The following is a 15,903-nucleotide window of genomic DNA, read 5'->3' as shown; positions in this document are numbered from 1 at the left end:
GTCCCGAATTGCACCTTTAGCCGGATTCAGGCCGACTTTTCGGCTTCCCGCTTCAATCGCTCGATCGCCGTCAGCACCCGCTCCGGCGTCGCCGGCGCGTCGAGACGGGGACAGATCTTGTGGTCGGCGACGCTAGCGACCGCGTCCGACAGCGCATGCAGCACCGACATGCCGTGCGGCAGCGGCGGCTCGCCGACCGCCTTGGAGCGATGGATGGTCGGCTCATAGGCCGACGACCAGTCGGTCAGCTTGACGTTGAATATCTTTGGACGGTCGGAAGCGAGCGGGATCTTGTAGGTCGACGGCGCGTGCGTGCGCAGTCGGCCGCTATTGTCCCACCACAATTCCTCCGTCGTCAGCCAGCCCATGCCCTGGATGAAGCCGCCTTCGATCTGACCGAGGTCGATCGCCCGGTTCAGCGAGCGGCCGGCGTCGTGCAGGATATCGGTGCGCTCGACGACATACTCGCCGGTGAGCGTGTCGACCGAGACCTCCGAGCAGGCCGCGCCGTAGGCGTAATAGTAGAAGGCATGGCCGCGGCCCTTGCTGCGGTCCCAATGGATCTTCGGCGTCTTGTAGAAACCGGCCGCCGAGAGCTGGATGCGGTTGATATAGGCCTGCTTGACCAGATCGTTGAAGGCCACTTCCTGATTGCCGACGCGCACCCGGTTGGGCAGGAACACGACCTGGTCGTGCGGCACCTGGTATTTGTCGGCGGCGAAGTCGGTCAGCCGCTTGCGGATCTGCCGGGCGGCGTCCTGCGCCGCCATGCCGTTGAGGTCGGCGCCGGAAGACGCGGCCGTCGGCGAGGTGTTCGGCACCTTGGCGGTGGTGGTCGCGGTGATCTTGACCCGGTCGAGATCGATCTGGAATTCTTCCGCCACGACCTGGGCCACCTTGAGATGCAGGCCCTGACCCATCTCGGTGCCGCCATGGTTCATGTGGACCGAACCGTCGGCATAGACATGCACCAGCGCGCCGGCCTGATTGGCCTCAGTCTTGGTGAAGGAGATGCCGAACTTCACCGGCGTCATCGCCAGCCCGCGCTTGACGAACCGACTGTTGTTGTTGAAGGCGCTGATCTCGCGGCGGCGCCGCGCATAGTTCGCGCTTTCCTCCAGCTCCGCGACGATGCGCTGGATGATGCAATCCTCGACCTTCTGGTGGTAGGGCGTGACGCTGCGCTCGCCGATCGCCTCCATCGGATCGTAAAAGTTCAGCTTGCGGATCTCGAGCGAGTCCTTGCCGACGGCGAAGGCCACCTCGTCGATGACGCGCTCGGCGCCGACCATGCCCTGGGGGCCGCCGAAGCCGCGGAAGGCGGTGTTGGAGACGGTGTTGGTGTAGAGCGGCGCCGATTTTGCGTGCACCGCCGGGTAGAAATAGGCGTTGTCGCAGTGGAACAGCGCGCGGTCGCCGACCGGACCGGACAGATCGGCGGAAAAGCCGCAGCGCAACGCGTAGGTGAAGTCGACGCCGAGGATGTTGCCCTCGTCGTCGAAGCCGACCTCGTAATCGATGGCAAAATCATGCCGCTTGCCTGTGGCGGTCATGTCCTCGTCGCGGTCGAGCCGGATTTTGACCGCGCGCTTGAGCTTCTTGGCGGCAATGGCTGCGATCGCCGCGCATTGGTTGGCCTGGGTTTCCTTGCCGCCGAAGCCGCCGCCCATGCGGCGCACTTCGACCGTGACAGCATGGCTCGGCACGCCGAGCGCATGAGCGACCAGATGCTGCGTCTCACTCGGGCCCTGCGTCGAGCAATAGACGATCACCTCGTCGTCCTCGCCAGGGATCGCCAGCGAGACCTGGCCCTCGAGATAGAAATGATCCTGGCCGCCGAGCCACATGCGGTTCTTGATGCGGCGGGGAGCCGCCGCGATCGCCGCGGCGGCATCGCCGCGCTTCAGAATGAGCGGCGTGGTGACCAGCCTGTCCTTGACCGGATCGAGGTTCCAGATGTCGATGACGGCCGGAAGCTCGTCATACTCGATTTTTGCGAGACGCGCGGCGCGGCGCGCTTCCTCGCGCGTCTCTGCAACCACTGCGAAGATCGGCTGTCCGTAAAACTGCACGTTGGCTTCGGCGAGCACCGGATCGTCATGCATGTTGCTCGGCGAGACATCGTTCTCGCCGGGCACGTCGGCATAGGTCAGCACATCTACAACGCCGGGCGCGGCCCGCACGGCCGACAGGTCGACGCTCTTCAACGTGCCGTGCGCGACCTTGGAGAGGCCGAGGCCGACATGCAGCGTGCCGGCAGGCTCCGGCATGTCGTCGATATAGACGGCGGTGCCGCTGACATGCTTGTGCGCGGAATCGTGCCGCTGGTCGGTGGCAACGCCGCCGACGATCTTTTCCGCCTTCAAATTGGGAGTGGCGTGCTTGTTCATCAGGCCGCCTCGTCGCGTGACACCTGGAACGGGGTCTTCGTTCCGGTGGTCTCGATATAAAAGCGCAACAGCAGATTCTTTGCCGCGAGCGCCCGGTACTCGGCGGTCGCTCGCATGTCGGTCAGTGGCGTGAAATCCTTGGCGTACTCAGCCATCGCGGCCTCCACCGTCGCTTCATCCCAGGCCTTGCCGATCAGCGCCTGCTCGACCGCGCCGGCGCGCTTCGGTGTCGCCGCCATGCCGCCATAGGCGATACGGATGTCGGCCACCGTGCCATCCTTGGCCAAGGTCAGGTAGAAAGCCCCGAGCGTTGCGGTGATATCCTCGTCGCGGCGCTTGGTGATCTTGTAGACGGCAAACTTCGTGCCCTTTGCCGGCACGGGCACTTGGACTGCTTCGACGAATTCGCCGGGCTGACGGTCCTGCTTGCCATAGGCGATGAAGAAGGTTTCGAGCGGTATCGTGCGGCGGGCCTTGCCCTTGCGGAGCGTCAGCTGCGCGCCGAGCGCGATCAAGGGCGGCGGCGTGTCGCCGATCGGCGAGCCGTTGGCGATGTTGCCGCCGATCGTGCCCATGTTGCGCACCTGTTCGCCGCCGATGCGGTCGACCAGCGGTCCCAGTGCCGGGATGCGCTTCGACAGCATCTCGAAGGCTTCAGTGTAGGTGACGCCGGCACCGATGGTGATGACGCCATCTTTCTCCGACGTCGTACGCAAGCCTTCGAGGCCGCCGATGAAGATCGCCGGCGAGATGTCGCGCATGTGCTTGGTGACCCACAGGCCGACATCGGTCGAACCGGCGACGATGGTGGCGCCCTGCTCCTTCTCGAGCAAAGTGGCGAAATCGTCGACGCTGGCGGGCACGATCAATCGCGCCTTGCCCGACCCGATCTCGACCCTGGCGCCGTCTCGCAACACCTTCAGGCGCGCGGTGATGTCCTCGCGCTCGACCGCCAGCGGATCCTTAGCCGCCTTGCCGTAGCTCGAAATGGCGTGCGCGGCGCGCATGATGGCCTCGTAGCCGGTGCAGCGGCAGAGATTGCCCTGCAGCGCCTTTTCGATCGCGGCGTTGGACGGATCGGGGGCCTTCATCCAGAGCCCATAGAGCGACATGATGAAGCCCGGCGTGCAGAAGCCGCATTGCGAGCCGTGGAAATCGATCATCGCCTGCTGCACCGGATGCAGTTTCTCACCGTCGCCGCGCAGGTGCTCCACAGTCACGACATGCGTGCCGTCGAGCGAGCCCATGAAGCGGATGCAGGCATTCACGCTTTCGTAGACCAGACCTTCGGCGGAGAGCTTGCCGACCAACACCGTGCAGGCGCCGCAGTCGCCCTCGGCGCAACCTTCCTTGGTGCCGCGCAGAGAGCGGTTGAGCCGCAGCCAGTCGAGTAGCGTCGCATCGGGCGCGACATCCTTCAGAGCCACGTCGCTGCCGTTCAGGATAAAGCGTATTTGATTGCGGGTCTCAGCCATGTCTCAGCTCCCCCGATAGGTCGAGTAGCCATAGGGCGAAATCAAGAGCGGGACGTGATAATGCCGCTGCTCCGCCATACCGAAGCGGATCGGCACGATATCGAGAAAGGCGGGTTGGGGCAGGTCGATACCCTGGCCGCGCAGATAGTCGCCAGCGGCGAAGACCAGCTCATATTCGCCGGTAAGGAAATCGGCGTCGGCCAGCAGCGGCGCATCGCAGCGGCCGTCGTCATTGGTGGTCACGGTCTTGAGACGCGTGCGGCTCTGGCCTTCGATGCGGAAAAGCTCGATCGACAGTCCTTTTGCCGGCCGGCCGGTCGCGGTGTCGAGCACGTGGGTCGTCAGACGCCCGCCATCGGCTTTCGACGTTTCTGCCACTGGCCGCCTCCCATCCCGGTACGTTTCAGGTCGATTGTGCGCCAATTAAAGGCGATGCATAAGCCCCGGTCGAGCGGAGTGCGGCAAAAAGCACTTTCAAAAATTTTCGGGGGAATGCGTGCGCACTCCTTTCGATATCTTCATCTCAACCATCGGGCAGGAGTGGCAATGCGTTACGATCGGGACATGCGCGGTTATGGGGCCAATCCGCCGGACCCGAAATGGCCCGCCGGCGCGCATGTCGCGGTGCAGTTCGTCGTCAACTATGAAGAAGGCGGCGAGAACTGCGTGCTGCATGGCGACAAGGCTTCGGAGGCCTTCCTTTCGGAGATCGTTGGGGCGGCTCCCTGGGTCGGCCAGCGCCACTGGAACATGGAATCGATCTACGAGTATGGCGCGCGGGCCGGCTTCTGGCGGCTCTACCGGCTGTTCACCGAAGCGCAGGTGCCGGTGACCTGCTACGGCGTCGCCACGGCGTTGGCGCGCTCGCCCGACCAAGTGGCCGCCATGCAGGAGGCTGGTTGGGAGATCGCTTCGCACGGGCTGAAATGGATCGACTATCGCGACCATGCGGCCGAGGATGAGCGGCGCGATCTCGAAGAGGCGATCAAGCTGCATTACGAGGTCACCGGCGCGCGCCCGACCGGCTGGTACACCGGCCGGACCTCGGTCAACACGGTGCGGCTCGTCGCCGAGGAAGGCGGCTTCGACTATGTCTCCGACACCTATGATGACGAACTGCCCTATTGGTTCGACCGCGACGGGCTGGAGAAACCGCAGCTCATCATCCCCTACACGCTCGACGCCAACGACATGCGTTTTGCGACGCCGCAGGGCTTCAACTCGGGCGACCAGTTCTTCGCCTATCTGAAGGACAGTTTCGACACGCTCTATGCCGAGGGCAAGGCAGGCCGGCCGCGCATGATGAATATCGGCCTGCACTGCCGGCTGGTCGGCCGTCCCGGGCGGGTGGCGGCATTGAAGCGCTTCGTCGACTATGTGAAGTCGCACGACAAGGTATGGCTGACGCGGCGCATCGACATCGCCAAACACTGGCGCGAAACGCACCCCTACGAGGCGCCGGCGCTGCGTCCGTCGCGGATGGAATTCGAGGAATTCGTACATGCCTTCGGCGGCGTGTTCGAGCATTCGCCCTGGATCGCCGAGCGCGCCTACGAATTGGAGCTCGGCCCTGCGCATGACAGCGCCGGCGGCCTGCACAACGCGCTCTGCCGCGTCTTCCGCGCGGCGAGCGAAGCCGAACGATTTTCCGTGCTGAACGCCCACCCGGACCTCGCCGGCAAGCTGGCCAAGGCCAAGCGCCTGACAGTGGAATCGGCCAAGGAGCAGGCCTCAGCCGGGCTCGATGCGCTGACCGACAAGGAGCGCGAGCTGTTCTCGAAACTCAACGCCGCCTACGTCACCACCTTCGGCTTCCCCTTCATCATCGCGGTCAAGGGCAAGAGCAAGGACGAAATCCTGGCGGAGTTCGAGGCGCGGATCGGCAACAGCCGCGGCACCGAGTTCGAAACCGCCTGCAGACAGGTCGAACGCATCGCCCTGCTTCGGCTGAAAGACATGCTTCCATTGTAATGTTTTGAGGGCCAGGACCCCATGGATATGATCAAGACTGCCGAGCGAACCTATTACGCCCCGCATGGCGGCCATCCCGGCCAGAACGAGCTTTTGACCGGCCGCGCCGTCTTCACCGAAGCCTATGCGGTCATCCCCAGGGGCGTGATGCAGGACATCGTCACCAGTCCGCTGCCGTTCTGGGACAAGACGAGGGCCTGGATCATCGCAAGGCCACTGTCGGGCTTCGCCGAGACCTTTTCGCAATACATCGTCGAGGTTCTGCCCGGCGGCGGCAGCGGGCGGCCGGAACTCGATGCCGCCGCCGAGGGCGTGCTGTTCGTCGTCGAGGGCGAACTCACCGTATCGCTTGCCGGCAAAGAACACGTGCTTGCCCCCGGCGGCTTCGCCTTCCTGCCGCCATCCAGTGGCTGGACGGTGCGCAACGAAAGCGGCACTGCTGCCCGCTTCCACTGGATCCGCAAGACCTATGAGGCTGTCGACGGCCTCGACGCGCCGGAAGCCTTCTTCTCGAGTGACCAGGATGTGGCGCCGAGCCCGATGCCGGGCACGGAGGGGCGCTGGGCAACGACCCGCTTCGTCGACCCAGCCGACATGCGCCACGACATGCACGTCACCATTGTGACGCTGAAGCCGGGCGCGGTCATCCCTTTCGCCGAGACGCATGTCATGGAGCACGGGCTCTATGTGCTCGAAGGCAAGGCGGTCTACCGCCTCAACCAGGACTGGGTCGAGGTCGAAGCCGGCGACTTCATGTGGCTGCGCGCCTTTTGCCCGCAGGCCTGCTATGCCGGCGGCCCGGGTAATTTCCGTTATCTGCTGTACAAGGACGTCAATCGTCATGCCAGGCTTGGCGGCTATCTTGGGGGCAAGGCGCGGTGAGCCGCATCGTCGCCCGACCGCTGACGCGCGAGAACTTCGCGCCCTTCGGCGACGTCATCGACATGGGCGGCGACAACCGCTACCCGATCAATGCTGGCAAGGCGATGCGCTATCACGACCTCGCCACGGCGGAGGCCGCCGGACCGAATGCGCGCGTGCTGATCTCGATGGTGCGCGGCACGCCCTATGAGATGCCGCTGAAGCTCACCATGGTCGAGCGCCATCCGCTTGGGAGCCAGGCCTTCATCCCGCTGTCGCCGCGACCGTTCCTGGTGGTCGTCTGCCACGACAGCGAGGATGGGCCGGGCGAGCCGCATGCCTTTCTCGCCGGTCCGGGACAGGGCATTAATTACCGCCGCAACCTGTGGCACGGCGTGCTCACGCCGATCGGCGAGGAACAGGATTTCCTCATCGTCGACCGCGGCGGCGACGGCTCCAATCTCGAAGAATTTTATTTCTCGCATCCATACGAGATCCACCTCTCCTGAAAGCTCGCGATTTCCATGACCGACATTTCGCTGATCGACCGCCTGCTCGACGTGATCGAGCACGACATCGTGCCCAAGACCGCCGAAGGCGTCGCCCATGGCAACAAGCTGTTTGGCGCCGCGATCCTGCGGAAAGACGACCGCTCGCTGGTGCTGGCCGAGACCAACAACGAGATCGAAAACCCGCTCTGGCATGGCGAGGTGCATTGCCTGAAGCGCTTCTACGAAATGCCAAAAGCCGAGCGCGTCGACACCAAGGACGCGCTATTCATAGCCACCCACGAGCCCTGCTCGCTCTGCCTGTCGGCGATCACCTGGACCGGCTTCGACAATTTCTACTACCTGTTCAGCCATGAGGATTCACGCGACAGTTTTGCAATCCCGCACGACCTCAAGATCCTGAAAGAGGTCTTCACCCTCGACCCCGGCGGCTACAATGCCGAGAACGCCTATTGGAAAAGTTTCTCCATCCGCAGGCTGGTGCGGGCGTTGCCGGAGGCCGAACGCAACCGTCTGGAAGCGCGCATCGGCAGGATTTCGACGCGTTATGAGGAGCTGTCAGGCGCCTATCAGGCCAGCAAGGCCGAGAACGACATTCCGCTGAACTGACGCGTATAGCCTACCTTACCTTCGCGTTTTTCAGCACTTCATTTATCTTTGCCTGCCAGCCCTTGCCGGTCGCCTTGAATTTTCTGACGACATCCTGGTCCAGGCGGATGGAGACGACTTGCTTTGGTTTCTCCAGGGTCGGTCGGCCACGGGAACGCCTTATGCTCTCGAAAAGCTCCGGGAGCACTTCCGCGAAAGGCTTGGCTTGTGTCAGCTGTTCGTCGGTCGCCTCCCCGTCCTCGGGATCAGCAGCAATCTGTCTTTGAATTTCGGCTTCCTCGGCATCGGTAAGCCGCCGAATGTGTGACTTAGTGTTGCTCATACACGGACCTTTCCTTTCGGCTGGCATGACGCATCGAGATCACCGAGATCGCTTCGGAACCAAGCGGCTTGAAGATCACGGCGAGAATGATCTCTCCAAATTCTCCAATCGCCTTCAGCCGACCGGCCTTGGCCGGGAGGACGATTGACGTGGCAAAAAACTCGATATCGAGATCGGAGAAGTCGAGACCCCGGTTTGCGAGGTTCGTCACCCGTTTTGGCTCATCCCAAACGATTTTCAGGCGAGATCATCCAGTGTGTCTGCGTCAGGCCACGTGAATAAACGTAATACACAAATTAATCGAGAGATACAAGAATAGCTGGATGATCGGAGGGTGCGTTCGCTAACGACCCAGGTCGCATATTTCGCTGCTCCAGTCGCGAATGGCGATTGAAAGTCGCAGCGCAGCGGGGCGTTATGCGCCCCATGAAAACCGTCACCGAATTCCCCCGAAAAGTCGTCGAATTTCCCGATATGGGCATCGTCATGCCGGACGGCTGCCGGCTGTCGGCGCGCGTCTGGATGCCCGAGGACGCGACGGACAATCCGGTGCCGGCGATCCTCGAGCACCTGCCCTACCGCAAGCGCGATGGCACCATTTTTCGCGACCAACTCACCCATCCGTATTTCGCCGGCCACGGCTACGCCTCGATCCGCGTCGACATGCGCGGCAATGGCGATTCCGAAGGGCTGATGGACGACGAATATTCCGAGCAGGAATTGCAGGATGCCTGCGACGTCATCGCCTGGGCGGCGGCGCAGCCCTGGTGCAACGGCAATGTCGGCATGATGGGCATTTCCTGGGGCGGCTTCAACTGCCTGCAGGTGGCGGCGAAACAGCCGCCGGCGCTGAAGGCGGTGATCAGCCTGTGCTCGACCGTCGACCGCTATGCCGACGACATCCATTACAAGGGCGGCTGCCTGCTCTTGGAAAATTTCGGCTGGGCCTCGACGATGCTGTCCTATTCGTCGCGGCCGCCGGACCCGGCGATCGCCGGCGGCAATCGCTGGCACGACCTGTGGCTCAGCCGGCTGGAGAACCAGTCTTTTCTCCTGCCGCTCTGGCTCAGCCACCAGCATCGCGACGCTTATTGGAAGCGCGGCTCGATCTGCGAGGATTTTTCGGCGGTGAAAGCGGCCGTGCTGTCGATCGGCGGCTGGCATGACGGCTACCGCAACACCATCTCCAATCTCGTCTGCGGCATCCAATCGCCGGTCAAAGGCATCGTCGGCCCCTGGATCCACAAATACCCGCATTACGCCGGGCCCAATCCGGCCATCGGCTTCCTGCAGGAGGCGCTGCGCTGGTGGGACCGCTGGCTGAAGGGCGCGGAGACCGGCGTCGAGGCCGATCCGGACTATCGCGCCTATGTCATGGACAGTGTGCGGCCGGCGCGCTGGCATCCCGAGCGGCCGGGCCGCTGGGTCGCGGAACAGGAATGGTCGTCTTCCAACATCAAGGTCGAGGCGATCGAGCTCATTTCCGCGGGCGCAAAGCCGTCGATCGTCGCGTCGCCGCAGACCTGCGGGCTTGCCGGCGGCGAGTATTTTCCCTTCACCTTCGGACCGGAATTGCCGGGCGACCAGCGTCCCGACGACGCGCTTTCGGTTTGTTTCGACCAGCCTGAGCTCGGCGAGGCGATCGACATCGTCGGGGCGCCGGAGCTCGAGGTCCGGGTTGCTTCCGATCGACCCCAGGCCAACATCGCGGTTCGCCTCTGCGACGTGCATCCCGATGGGGCCTCGGAGCTGATCTCCTATGGCGTGCTCAATCTCACGCACCGAAACTCGCATGAATTTCCGCAAGCGCTAATTCCCGGCGAGACGGTTTCGGCGCGCGTCGTGCTCGACCAATGCGCCTACCGGGTGCCGGCCGGCCACAAATTGCGCGTCGCCGTTTCGACCGCCTACTGGCCGATGATCTGGCCCTCGCCGGAGCCGGTGCGGCTTGATCTCGCGACGGCGACGCTGAAGCTGCCGTTGCGCCCGCTGGCGAAAGGCAATGAGGTTTCGTTTCCTGAGCCGGAAGGCGCGACACCCTGGGCGACCGAGACGATCCGGCCAGCGAATTCCGAACGCCATGTCGACCGCGACGAGAAGACCGGTCTTGTCACGCTTTCCATAACCGACGATTTCGGCGAGGTGCGCGACCTCGACCATGGGCTGGTCAATGGCAGCATCGTGCGCGAGACATGGACGATCCATCCCGATGACCCGCTGTCGGCCACCGGAGCCACGCATTGGACGCAGACATTGTCGCGCAATGAATGGTCGGTGCGGACCGAAACTTTTGCCGAGATGCGATCGGACGCCGTCAACTTCATCGTCAGCGCCAGAATCGAAGCCTATGAGGGTGAAAAACTGGTCTTCGAGCGCGACTTCGAGCAGGCGATTCCCCGCGCCTTGGTTTGAGCCAGGGCAGATTGGGCCAAATGCGACGTGCGATTTACGCCACGGCATGTCGCATTCGGTCTTGCCTGCCGCTTTCCCTTACGGTCATTATCTCCTCCAATAGCAAGAAACGACCTAAGGTCGGATATCCAGAGTGAGGAACCGTAATGTCCAACGAACTCGACTATCTCAGCCGGCGAGTCGCGGCCGGAAAACTTAGCCGTCGCGATTTTCTCGGCCGCGCCGCGGCGCTCGGCGTCGCCGCCACCGTTGCAAACTCGCTGCTCTCCAAGGCCGTTCGTGCGGCCGGCCCGGTCAAAGGCGGCACGTTGAAGGCCGGCCTGCAGGGCGGTGAATCCACCAACAGTCTCGATCCGGCGACCTTCCTTAGCCAGGTTCCGTTCGCCTTCGGCAAATGCTGGGGCGAAACGCTGGTCGAGCTCGCGCCGGGCGGCGGTGTCGAATACCTCATCGCCGAGGAGATCGGCAGCTCGAAGGACGCCAAGACCTGGACGATGAAGATCCGCAAGGGCGTCCAGTTCCACAACGGCAAGGAAGTGACGCCGGACGACGTCGTGGCGACGCTGAAGCGCCACAGCGACGAGAAGTCCAAGTCGGGCGCGCTGGGCGTGCTGAAGAGCATCGACACCATCAAAGCCGATGGCGGCAATGTCGTGGTCACGCTGAAAGACCCGAATGCCGACATGCCCTATTTGATGGCGGATTATCACATCATCATCCAGCCGAATGGCGGCATGGACAAGCCGGACGCCGGCATCGGCACCGGCCCTTACAAGATCACCGGCAATCAGCCCGGCGTGAAGCACACCGCCGAGCGCTTCGCCAATTACTGGCAGCCCGACAAATACGGCCATGCCGACCAGGTCGAGATCGTCGTCGTCAACGACCCGACGGCGCGCATGGCGGCGCTCCAGGGCGGCCAGGTCAACATGATCAACCGCGTCGAGCCGAAGATCGTCGATCTGGTCAAGCGGCTGCCCGGTGTCACCATCCGCGCCGCTTCGGGCCGCGGGTTCTATCCCTTCAACATGTTCTGCGACACCGCGCCCTTCGACAACAACGATCTCAGGATGGCGCTGAAGCTCGCCATGGACCGCGAGGAGATGCTGACCAAAATCCTGCGCGGCTACGGCGAGGTTGGCAACGACATGCCGGTCAACAAGGCCTACCCGCTGTTCGCAGGCGATTTCGAGCAGCGTAAGTTCGACCCCGAAAAGGCGGCCGCGGCTTACAAGAAGTCGGGCCATAGCGGCTCGATCCTGCTGCGCACCTCCGACGTCGCTTTCCCGGGCGCGGTCGATGCGGCCCAGCTTTACCAGCAGAGCGCGGCCAAGGCCGGCATCAAGATCGAGATCAAGCGCGAGCCGGGCGACGGTTACTGGACCGAAGTCTGGAACAAGCAGCCCTTCTCGCTCTCCTACTGGGGCGGACGCCCGACCCAGGACCAGATGTATTCGACCGCCTATCTGTCGACCGCCGACTGGAACGACACCCGCTGGAAGCGCCCGGAATTCGACAAGATGGTGCTTTCGGCGCGCGGCGAGCTCGACGAAGCCAAGCGCAAGAAGATCTACCGCGACATGGGCGAGATCATGCGCGACGAAGGCGGCCTGATCGTGCCGTTCTTCAACCAGTTCGTCGACGCGACCGGCAAGGGCGTCGAAGGCTGGGTCGACAACCCGGCGCAGGAACTCAGCAACGGCCATGCCCTGATCGGGTGCTGGCTACAGGCCTGATGAAGGATCAGGGAAGGGTTGGCGCAGGCCGGCCCTTCCCCGTTTTCATGACCCGCCCGAAAGGCGGGCGTCGTCCCTTCTTCACCGTTGCAGGTAGCCGATGTCGTCTCCGATCCTAAGATTGGTCGCTCAGCGCGTCTTGCTGGGCCTGGTTCTTCTTTTGGCCGTTTCGGTGCTTATCTTCGCCGGCACGCAGATTCTGCCGGGCGACGTCGCCCAGGCGATCCTCGGCCAATCGGCGACGCCGGAGGCGCTGGCGAACCTGCGCGAACAGCTCGGGCTGAACGATCCGGCGTGGCTGCGCTACGTGCACTGGCTCTGGGGCATCCTGCATGGCGACTTCGGCACGGCGCAGTCGAGCGGACTGGACATCGCGACCTCGATCGGCACCCGGCTGAAGAACACACTGTTCCTGGCCGCTTGCGCCGCGATCGTCGCTGTGCCGCTGGCGATCGTCCTCGGTCTGATCGCGGTGCGCTACCGCAACGGCTTCGTCGACAAGCTGATCTCCGGGCTGGCGCTGGCCTCGACCTCCTTCCCGGAATTCTTCATCGGCTATGTGCTGATCTATTTCTTCGCCGTGAAATGGCAGATCTTCCCCAGCATCTCGACGGTGGATGACTCAACTCCCTTCCTCGAAAGGTTGCAGGCCGTCGTGCTGCCCGCGACCGCGCTGACGCTGGTGGTGCTCGCCCATATGATGCGCATGACGCGCGCGGCGATCCTCAACGTCATGCAGTCGGCCTATATCGAGACTGCAGAATTGAAGGGGCTGAAGGCCTTCGACATCATCCGCAAGCATGCTTTCCCGAACGCGATAGCGCCGGTCGTCAACGTCGTCATGCTCAACCTCGCCTATCTTATCGTCGGCGTCGTGGTGGTGGAGGTGATCTTCGTCTATCCGGGCATGGGACAGTATCTGGTCGACCATGTCGCCAAGCGCGACGTGCCGGTGGTGCAGGCGGTCGGCCTGATCTTCGCCGCGGTCTACATCACGCTCAACATCGTCGCCGATATCGCCGCCATCGTGGCCAATCCGCGGCTTAGGCATCCGAAATGACGGGGGCCTGCGAAATGACGGGCCGGATGCGGGACGAGAGGGGGAACTGAGGCGAATGGCGTTGCGACAAATCCCGATTACCGCCTGGGTGGGGCTCATCCTGACCGGCTTCTTCGCGTTCTGCGCCATCTTCGCGCCGTGGATCGCACCGCATGGCAATGGCGAGATTGTCGGCGACGTGTGGGAGCCGATGTCGGCCGCGCATTGGCTGGGCACCGACAATCTCGGCCGCGACCTCATCTCACGCATGATCTACGGCGCGCGCATCACCATGGAGATCGCGGTGGCGGCGACGGCGTTGTCCTTCTCGCTGGGCTCGATCCTCGGCTTCTCTGCCGCGGTGTTCGGCGGCTGGTTCGACACGCTGATGTCGCGCTTCGTCGACCTTTTGATGTCGATCCCGACGCTGATCTTCGGCCTCGTCGTGCTGTCCGTGCTGCCGACCAACGCGCTGACTCTGATCCTCGTCATGGGCATCCTCGATTCGACCCGCGTCTACCGGCTGTCGCGCGCGGTGGCCGTCGACATCAACGTCATGGATTTCGTCGAGGCGGCCAAACTGCGCGGCGAAGGCAAAGCCTGGATCATCTTCCGCGAGATCCTGCCCAATGCGCTGTCGCCGCTGGTGGCGGAGCTCGGCGTGCGCTTCATCTTCGCCGTGCTGTTCCTGTCGGCGCTGTCCTTCCTCGGCCTTGGCGTGCAGCCGCCGGATTCGGACTGGGGCGGCATGGTCAAGGAAAACAAGGACGGCATCGTCTTCGGCATTCCGGCGGCGCTGATCCCCGCCGCGGCAATCGCGGTGCTGGCGATCTCGGTCAACCTCGTCGCCGACTGGGTGCTCAACCGCACGACGAGCCTGAAGGGAGGACGCGGCTGATGGCCGACACCAAGGCAAATTCAGGCAGGCTCCTCGATATCCGCAATCTGCGCATCGAGGCGATGGTCTACCCGCCGGGCGAAGCGCCGAAGACCATCACGCTCGTCCATGACGTTTCGCTGACGCTTGAGAAGGGCAAGGTTCTCGGCCTGATCGGCGAATCCGGCGCCGGCAAATCGACCATCGGCCTGTCGTCCATGGCTTATGGCCGCGGCGGCGTGCGCATCACCGGCGGCGAGGTGATCCTCAACGGCCGCGACATCCTGAAAGCAGGCCCAAGGGGCGTGCGGGCGCTGCGCGGACGCGAGGTGTGCTATGTCGCGCAATCGGCTGCCGCGGCCTTCAATCCAGCGCACAAGCTGATCGACCAGGTGGTCGAGGCCGCCATGTTGCACGGCACCGCGACCCGCGCCGAGGCCGAAAAGCGGGCCGTAGCGCTGTTCAAGAAGCTCAGCCTGCCCAATCCCGAAACGATCGGCGAACGCTACCCGCACCAGGTCTCCGGCGGTCAGCTGCAGCGCGTGATGACGGCGATGGCGCTGTGCTCGGAGCCCGACCTCATCGTCTTCGACGAGCCGACCACGGCGCTCGATGTGACGACGCAGATCGACGTGCTGGCGGCGATCAAGGACGCCATTCGCGACACGCATGTCGCGGCCCTCTACATCACGCATGACCTTGCCGTCGTCGCCCAGGTCTCGGACGAGATCATGGTGCTGCGCCACGGCCGGCTGGTTGAATGGGGCGGCACACGGCAGATCATCAAGGAGCCGCGCCAGGAATACACCAACGCGCTGGTCTCGGTGCATGAGATCGAGCACAAGGAACAGCAGCCAGGCGCAACACCTTTCCTGTCGGTGAAGAATGTGACCGCCGCCTATGGCGGCGGCCATGTGAAAGTCCTGAAGAACGTCTCGGTCGACATCTATCCCGGGCAGACGCTGGCCGTTGTCGGCGAGAGCGGCTCCGGTAAGTCGACGCTGGCGCGCGCCATCACCGGGCTGTTGCCGCCCGAGGAAGGCACCGTCACCTTCGACGGCAGGCCGCTCGCCAACAGGCTGGCCGATCGGCCGAAGGAGGATCTGCGCCAGCTGCAGATGATCTACCAGATGGCCGACGTGGCGATGAACCCGCGCCAGACGGTTGGCACCATCATCGGCCGGCCGCTGGAGTTCTATTTCGGCATGAAAGGCCGCGAGCGCGACAAGCGCGTCGCCGAGCTGCTCGACGAGATCGAGATGGGCAAGGGTTTCGTCGACCGCTATCCGGCCGAGCTGTCCGGCGGCCAGAAGCAGCGCGTCTGCATCGCGCGCTCGCTCGCCGCCAAACCGAAGCTGATCATCTGCGACGAGGTGACCTCGGCGCTCGATCCGCTGGTTGCCCACGGCATTCTCAAGCTGCTTCTCAATCTGCAGCAAATCGAAAACGTCGCCTATCTGTTCATCACCCATGACCTTGCGACGGTGAAGTCGATAGCCGATTCGATCGCGGTGATGTATCGCGGCGAGGTGGTGCGTTACGGCTCCAAGAGCAAGGTGCTGACGCCGCCCTTCGACGCCTATACCGACCTGCTCTTGTCCTCCGTGCCGGAGATGGAGATCGGTTGGCTGGAGAAGGCGATCAAAGGGCGGCGCATGGAAAGCGCCGGAAATTAGCCCACGAAAGTCAGCCCGAACCAGAA

14 protein-coding genes are annotated in these 15,903 nt (G+C 63.6%); 9 read left to right on the top strand and 5 right to left on the bottom strand.

What is annotated here, in order from left to right:
- Nucleotides 1–26 precede the first annotated feature (26 nt).
- Genes xdhB through uraH form a run of 3 tightly spaced genes read right to left on the bottom strand, consistent with a single transcriptional unit; the run spans nucleotide 27 to nucleotide 4,243 of the window.
- Entirely contained in the window at nucleotides 27–2,390 is a 2,364-nt protein-coding gene (gene xdhB / locus FJW10_RS10690) for a xanthine dehydrogenase molybdopterin binding subunit (RefSeq protein WP_140900071.1), read from the bottom strand.
- Nucleotides 2,390–3,865: a xanthine dehydrogenase small subunit gene (gene xdhA, locus FJW10_RS10685; RefSeq protein ID WP_140900070.1), complete on the bottom strand. Its 1,476-nt coding sequence runs from the start codon at nucleotides 3,863–3,865 to the stop codon at nucleotides 2,390–2,392. The genes xdhB and xdhA overlap by 1 nt, the downstream gene beginning before the upstream one ends.
- Before the next feature lie 3 nt (nucleotides 3,866–3,868).
- Nucleotides 3,869–4,243 (bottom strand): hydroxyisourate hydrolase, encoded by a 375-nt coding sequence (gene uraH / locus FJW10_RS10680; RefSeq protein ID WP_140647132.1) that lies wholly within the window; start codon nucleotides 4,241–4,243, stop codon nucleotides 3,869–3,871.
- A gap of 168 nt (nucleotides 4,244–4,411) precedes the next feature.
- Here uraH and puuE point away from each other — a divergent pair, with 168 nt between their 5' ends.
- Genes puuE through FJW10_RS10660 form a run of 4 tightly spaced genes read left to right on the top strand, consistent with a single transcriptional unit; the run spans nucleotide 4,412 to nucleotide 7,815 of the window.
- The gene (gene puuE / locus FJW10_RS10675; protein ID WP_140853712.1) at nucleotides 4,412–5,836 is read left to right on the top strand and encodes an allantoinase PuuE; all 1,425 of its coding nucleotides are present in this window, start codon (nucleotides 4,412–4,414) and stop codon (nucleotides 5,834–5,836) included.
- A gap of 21 nt (nucleotides 5,837–5,857) precedes the next feature.
- The gene (locus tag FJW10_RS10670; RefSeq protein ID WP_140853711.1) at nucleotides 5,858–6,718 is read left to right on the top strand and encodes a bifunctional allantoicase/(S)-ureidoglycine aminohydrolase; all 861 of its coding nucleotides are present in this window, start codon (nucleotides 5,858–5,860) and stop codon (nucleotides 6,716–6,718) included.
- The gene (locus FJW10_RS10665; RefSeq protein ID WP_140647135.1) at nucleotides 6,715–7,206 is read left to right on the top strand and encodes an ureidoglycolate lyase; all 492 of its coding nucleotides are present in this window, start codon (nucleotides 6,715–6,717) and stop codon (nucleotides 7,204–7,206) included. The genes FJW10_RS10670 and FJW10_RS10665 overlap by 4 nt, the downstream gene beginning before the upstream one ends.
- Before the next feature lie 15 nt (nucleotides 7,207–7,221).
- The gene (locus FJW10_RS10660) at nucleotides 7,222–7,815 is read left to right on the top strand and encodes a nucleoside deaminase (protein WP_140853709.1); all 594 of its coding nucleotides are present in this window, start codon (nucleotides 7,222–7,224) and stop codon (nucleotides 7,813–7,815) included.
- A gap of 10 nt (nucleotides 7,816–7,825) precedes the next feature.
- On the opposite strand, the gene FJW10_RS10655 is transcribed toward FJW10_RS10660, so the two are convergent.
- Both FJW10_RS10655 and FJW10_RS10650 read right to left on the bottom strand, forming a co-directional pair.
- Nucleotides 7,826–8,137 (bottom strand): BrnA antitoxin family protein, encoded by a 312-nt coding sequence (locus FJW10_RS10655; RefSeq protein WP_140900069.1) that lies wholly within the window; start codon nucleotides 8,135–8,137, stop codon nucleotides 7,826–7,828.
- Nucleotides 8,124–8,378 (bottom strand): BrnT family toxin, encoded by a 255-nt coding sequence (locus FJW10_RS10650; RefSeq protein ID WP_140784933.1) that lies wholly within the window; start codon nucleotides 8,376–8,378, stop codon nucleotides 8,124–8,126. Before FJW10_RS10650 ends, FJW10_RS10655 begins: the two co-directional genes overlap by 14 nt.
- Before the next feature lie 185 nt (nucleotides 8,379–8,563).
- On the opposite strand from FJW10_RS10650, the gene FJW10_RS10645 reads away from it, so the two are divergent.
- The 5 genes from FJW10_RS10645 (at nucleotide 8,564) to FJW10_RS10625 (ending at nucleotide 15,877) form a co-directional block, all read left to right on the top strand.
- A complete protein-coding gene (locus FJW10_RS10645) occupies nucleotides 8,564–10,549 on the top strand; it encodes a CocE/NonD family hydrolase (protein ID WP_140900068.1) in 1,986 nt (661 codons plus the stop codon).
- A gap of 146 nt (nucleotides 10,550–10,695) precedes the next feature.
- The gene (locus tag FJW10_RS10640) at nucleotides 10,696–12,285 is read left to right on the top strand and encodes an ABC transporter substrate-binding protein (RefSeq protein WP_140900067.1); all 1,590 of its coding nucleotides are present in this window, start codon (nucleotides 10,696–10,698) and stop codon (nucleotides 12,283–12,285) included.
- 100 nt (nucleotides 12,286–12,385) lie between these two features.
- Nucleotides 12,386–13,345 carry an ABC transporter permease gene (locus FJW10_RS10635; protein ID WP_140832007.1) on the top strand — a complete coding sequence of 320 codons (960 nt, stop codon included), beginning with the start codon at nucleotides 12,386–12,388 and terminating at the stop codon, nucleotides 13,343–13,345.
- A 55-nt stretch (nucleotides 13,346–13,400) separates the two neighbouring features.
- Entirely contained in the window at nucleotides 13,401–14,222 is an 822-nt protein-coding gene (locus tag FJW10_RS10630; RefSeq protein ID WP_140832006.1) for an ABC transporter permease, read from the top strand.
- Nucleotides 14,222–15,877: an ABC transporter ATP-binding protein gene (locus tag FJW10_RS10625; RefSeq protein ID WP_140900066.1), complete on the top strand. Its 1,656-nt coding sequence runs from the start codon at nucleotides 14,222–14,224 to the stop codon at nucleotides 15,875–15,877. Before FJW10_RS10630 ends, FJW10_RS10625 begins: the two co-directional genes overlap by 1 nt.
- The last annotated feature ends 26 nt before the right edge of the window (nucleotides 15,878–15,903 follow it).

Source organism: Mesorhizobium sp. B4-1-1, from assembly GCF_006439375.1.
Classification (GTDB): Bacteria; Pseudomonadota; Alphaproteobacteria; order Rhizobiales; family Rhizobiaceae; genus Mesorhizobium.
This window is presented reverse-complemented; position numbering and strand designations above follow the sequence as displayed.

Coding starts and splice junctions, on each gene's coding strand:
- xdhB (WP_140900071.1), bottom strand. CDS start 2,390: ATGAACAAGCACGCCACTCCCAATTTGAAGGCGGAAAAGATCGTCGGC.
- xdhA (WP_140900070.1), bottom strand. CDS start 3,865: ATGGCTGAGACCCGCAATCAAATACGCTTTATCCTGAACGGCAGCGAC.
- puuE (WP_140853712.1), top strand. CDS start 4,412: ATGCGTTACGATCGGGACATGCGCGGTTATGGGGCCAATCCGCCGGAC.
- FJW10_RS10670 (WP_140853711.1), top strand. CDS start 5,858: ATGGATATGATCAAGACTGCCGAGCGAACCTATTACGCCCCGCATGGC.
- FJW10_RS10660 (WP_140853709.1), top strand. CDS start 7,222: ATGACCGACATTTCGCTGATCGACCGCCTGCTCGACGTGATCGAGCAC.
- FJW10_RS10655 (WP_140900069.1), bottom strand. CDS start 8,137: ATGAGCAACACTAAGTCACACATTCGGCGGCTTACCGATGCCGAGGAA.
- FJW10_RS10645 (WP_140900068.1), top strand. CDS start 8,564: ATGAAAACCGTCACCGAATTCCCCCGAAAAGTCGTCGAATTTCCCGAT.
- FJW10_RS10640 (WP_140900067.1), top strand. CDS start 10,696: ATGTCCAACGAACTCGACTATCTCAGCCGGCGAGTCGCGGCCGGAAAA.
- FJW10_RS10635 (WP_140832007.1), top strand. CDS start 12,386: ATGTCGTCTCCGATCCTAAGATTGGTCGCTCAGCGCGTCTTGCTGGGC.
- FJW10_RS10630 (WP_140832006.1), top strand. CDS start 13,401: ATGGCGTTGCGACAAATCCCGATTACCGCCTGGGTGGGGCTCATCCTG.
- FJW10_RS10625 (WP_140900066.1), top strand. CDS start 14,222: ATGGCCGACACCAAGGCAAATTCAGGCAGGCTCCTCGATATCCGCAAT.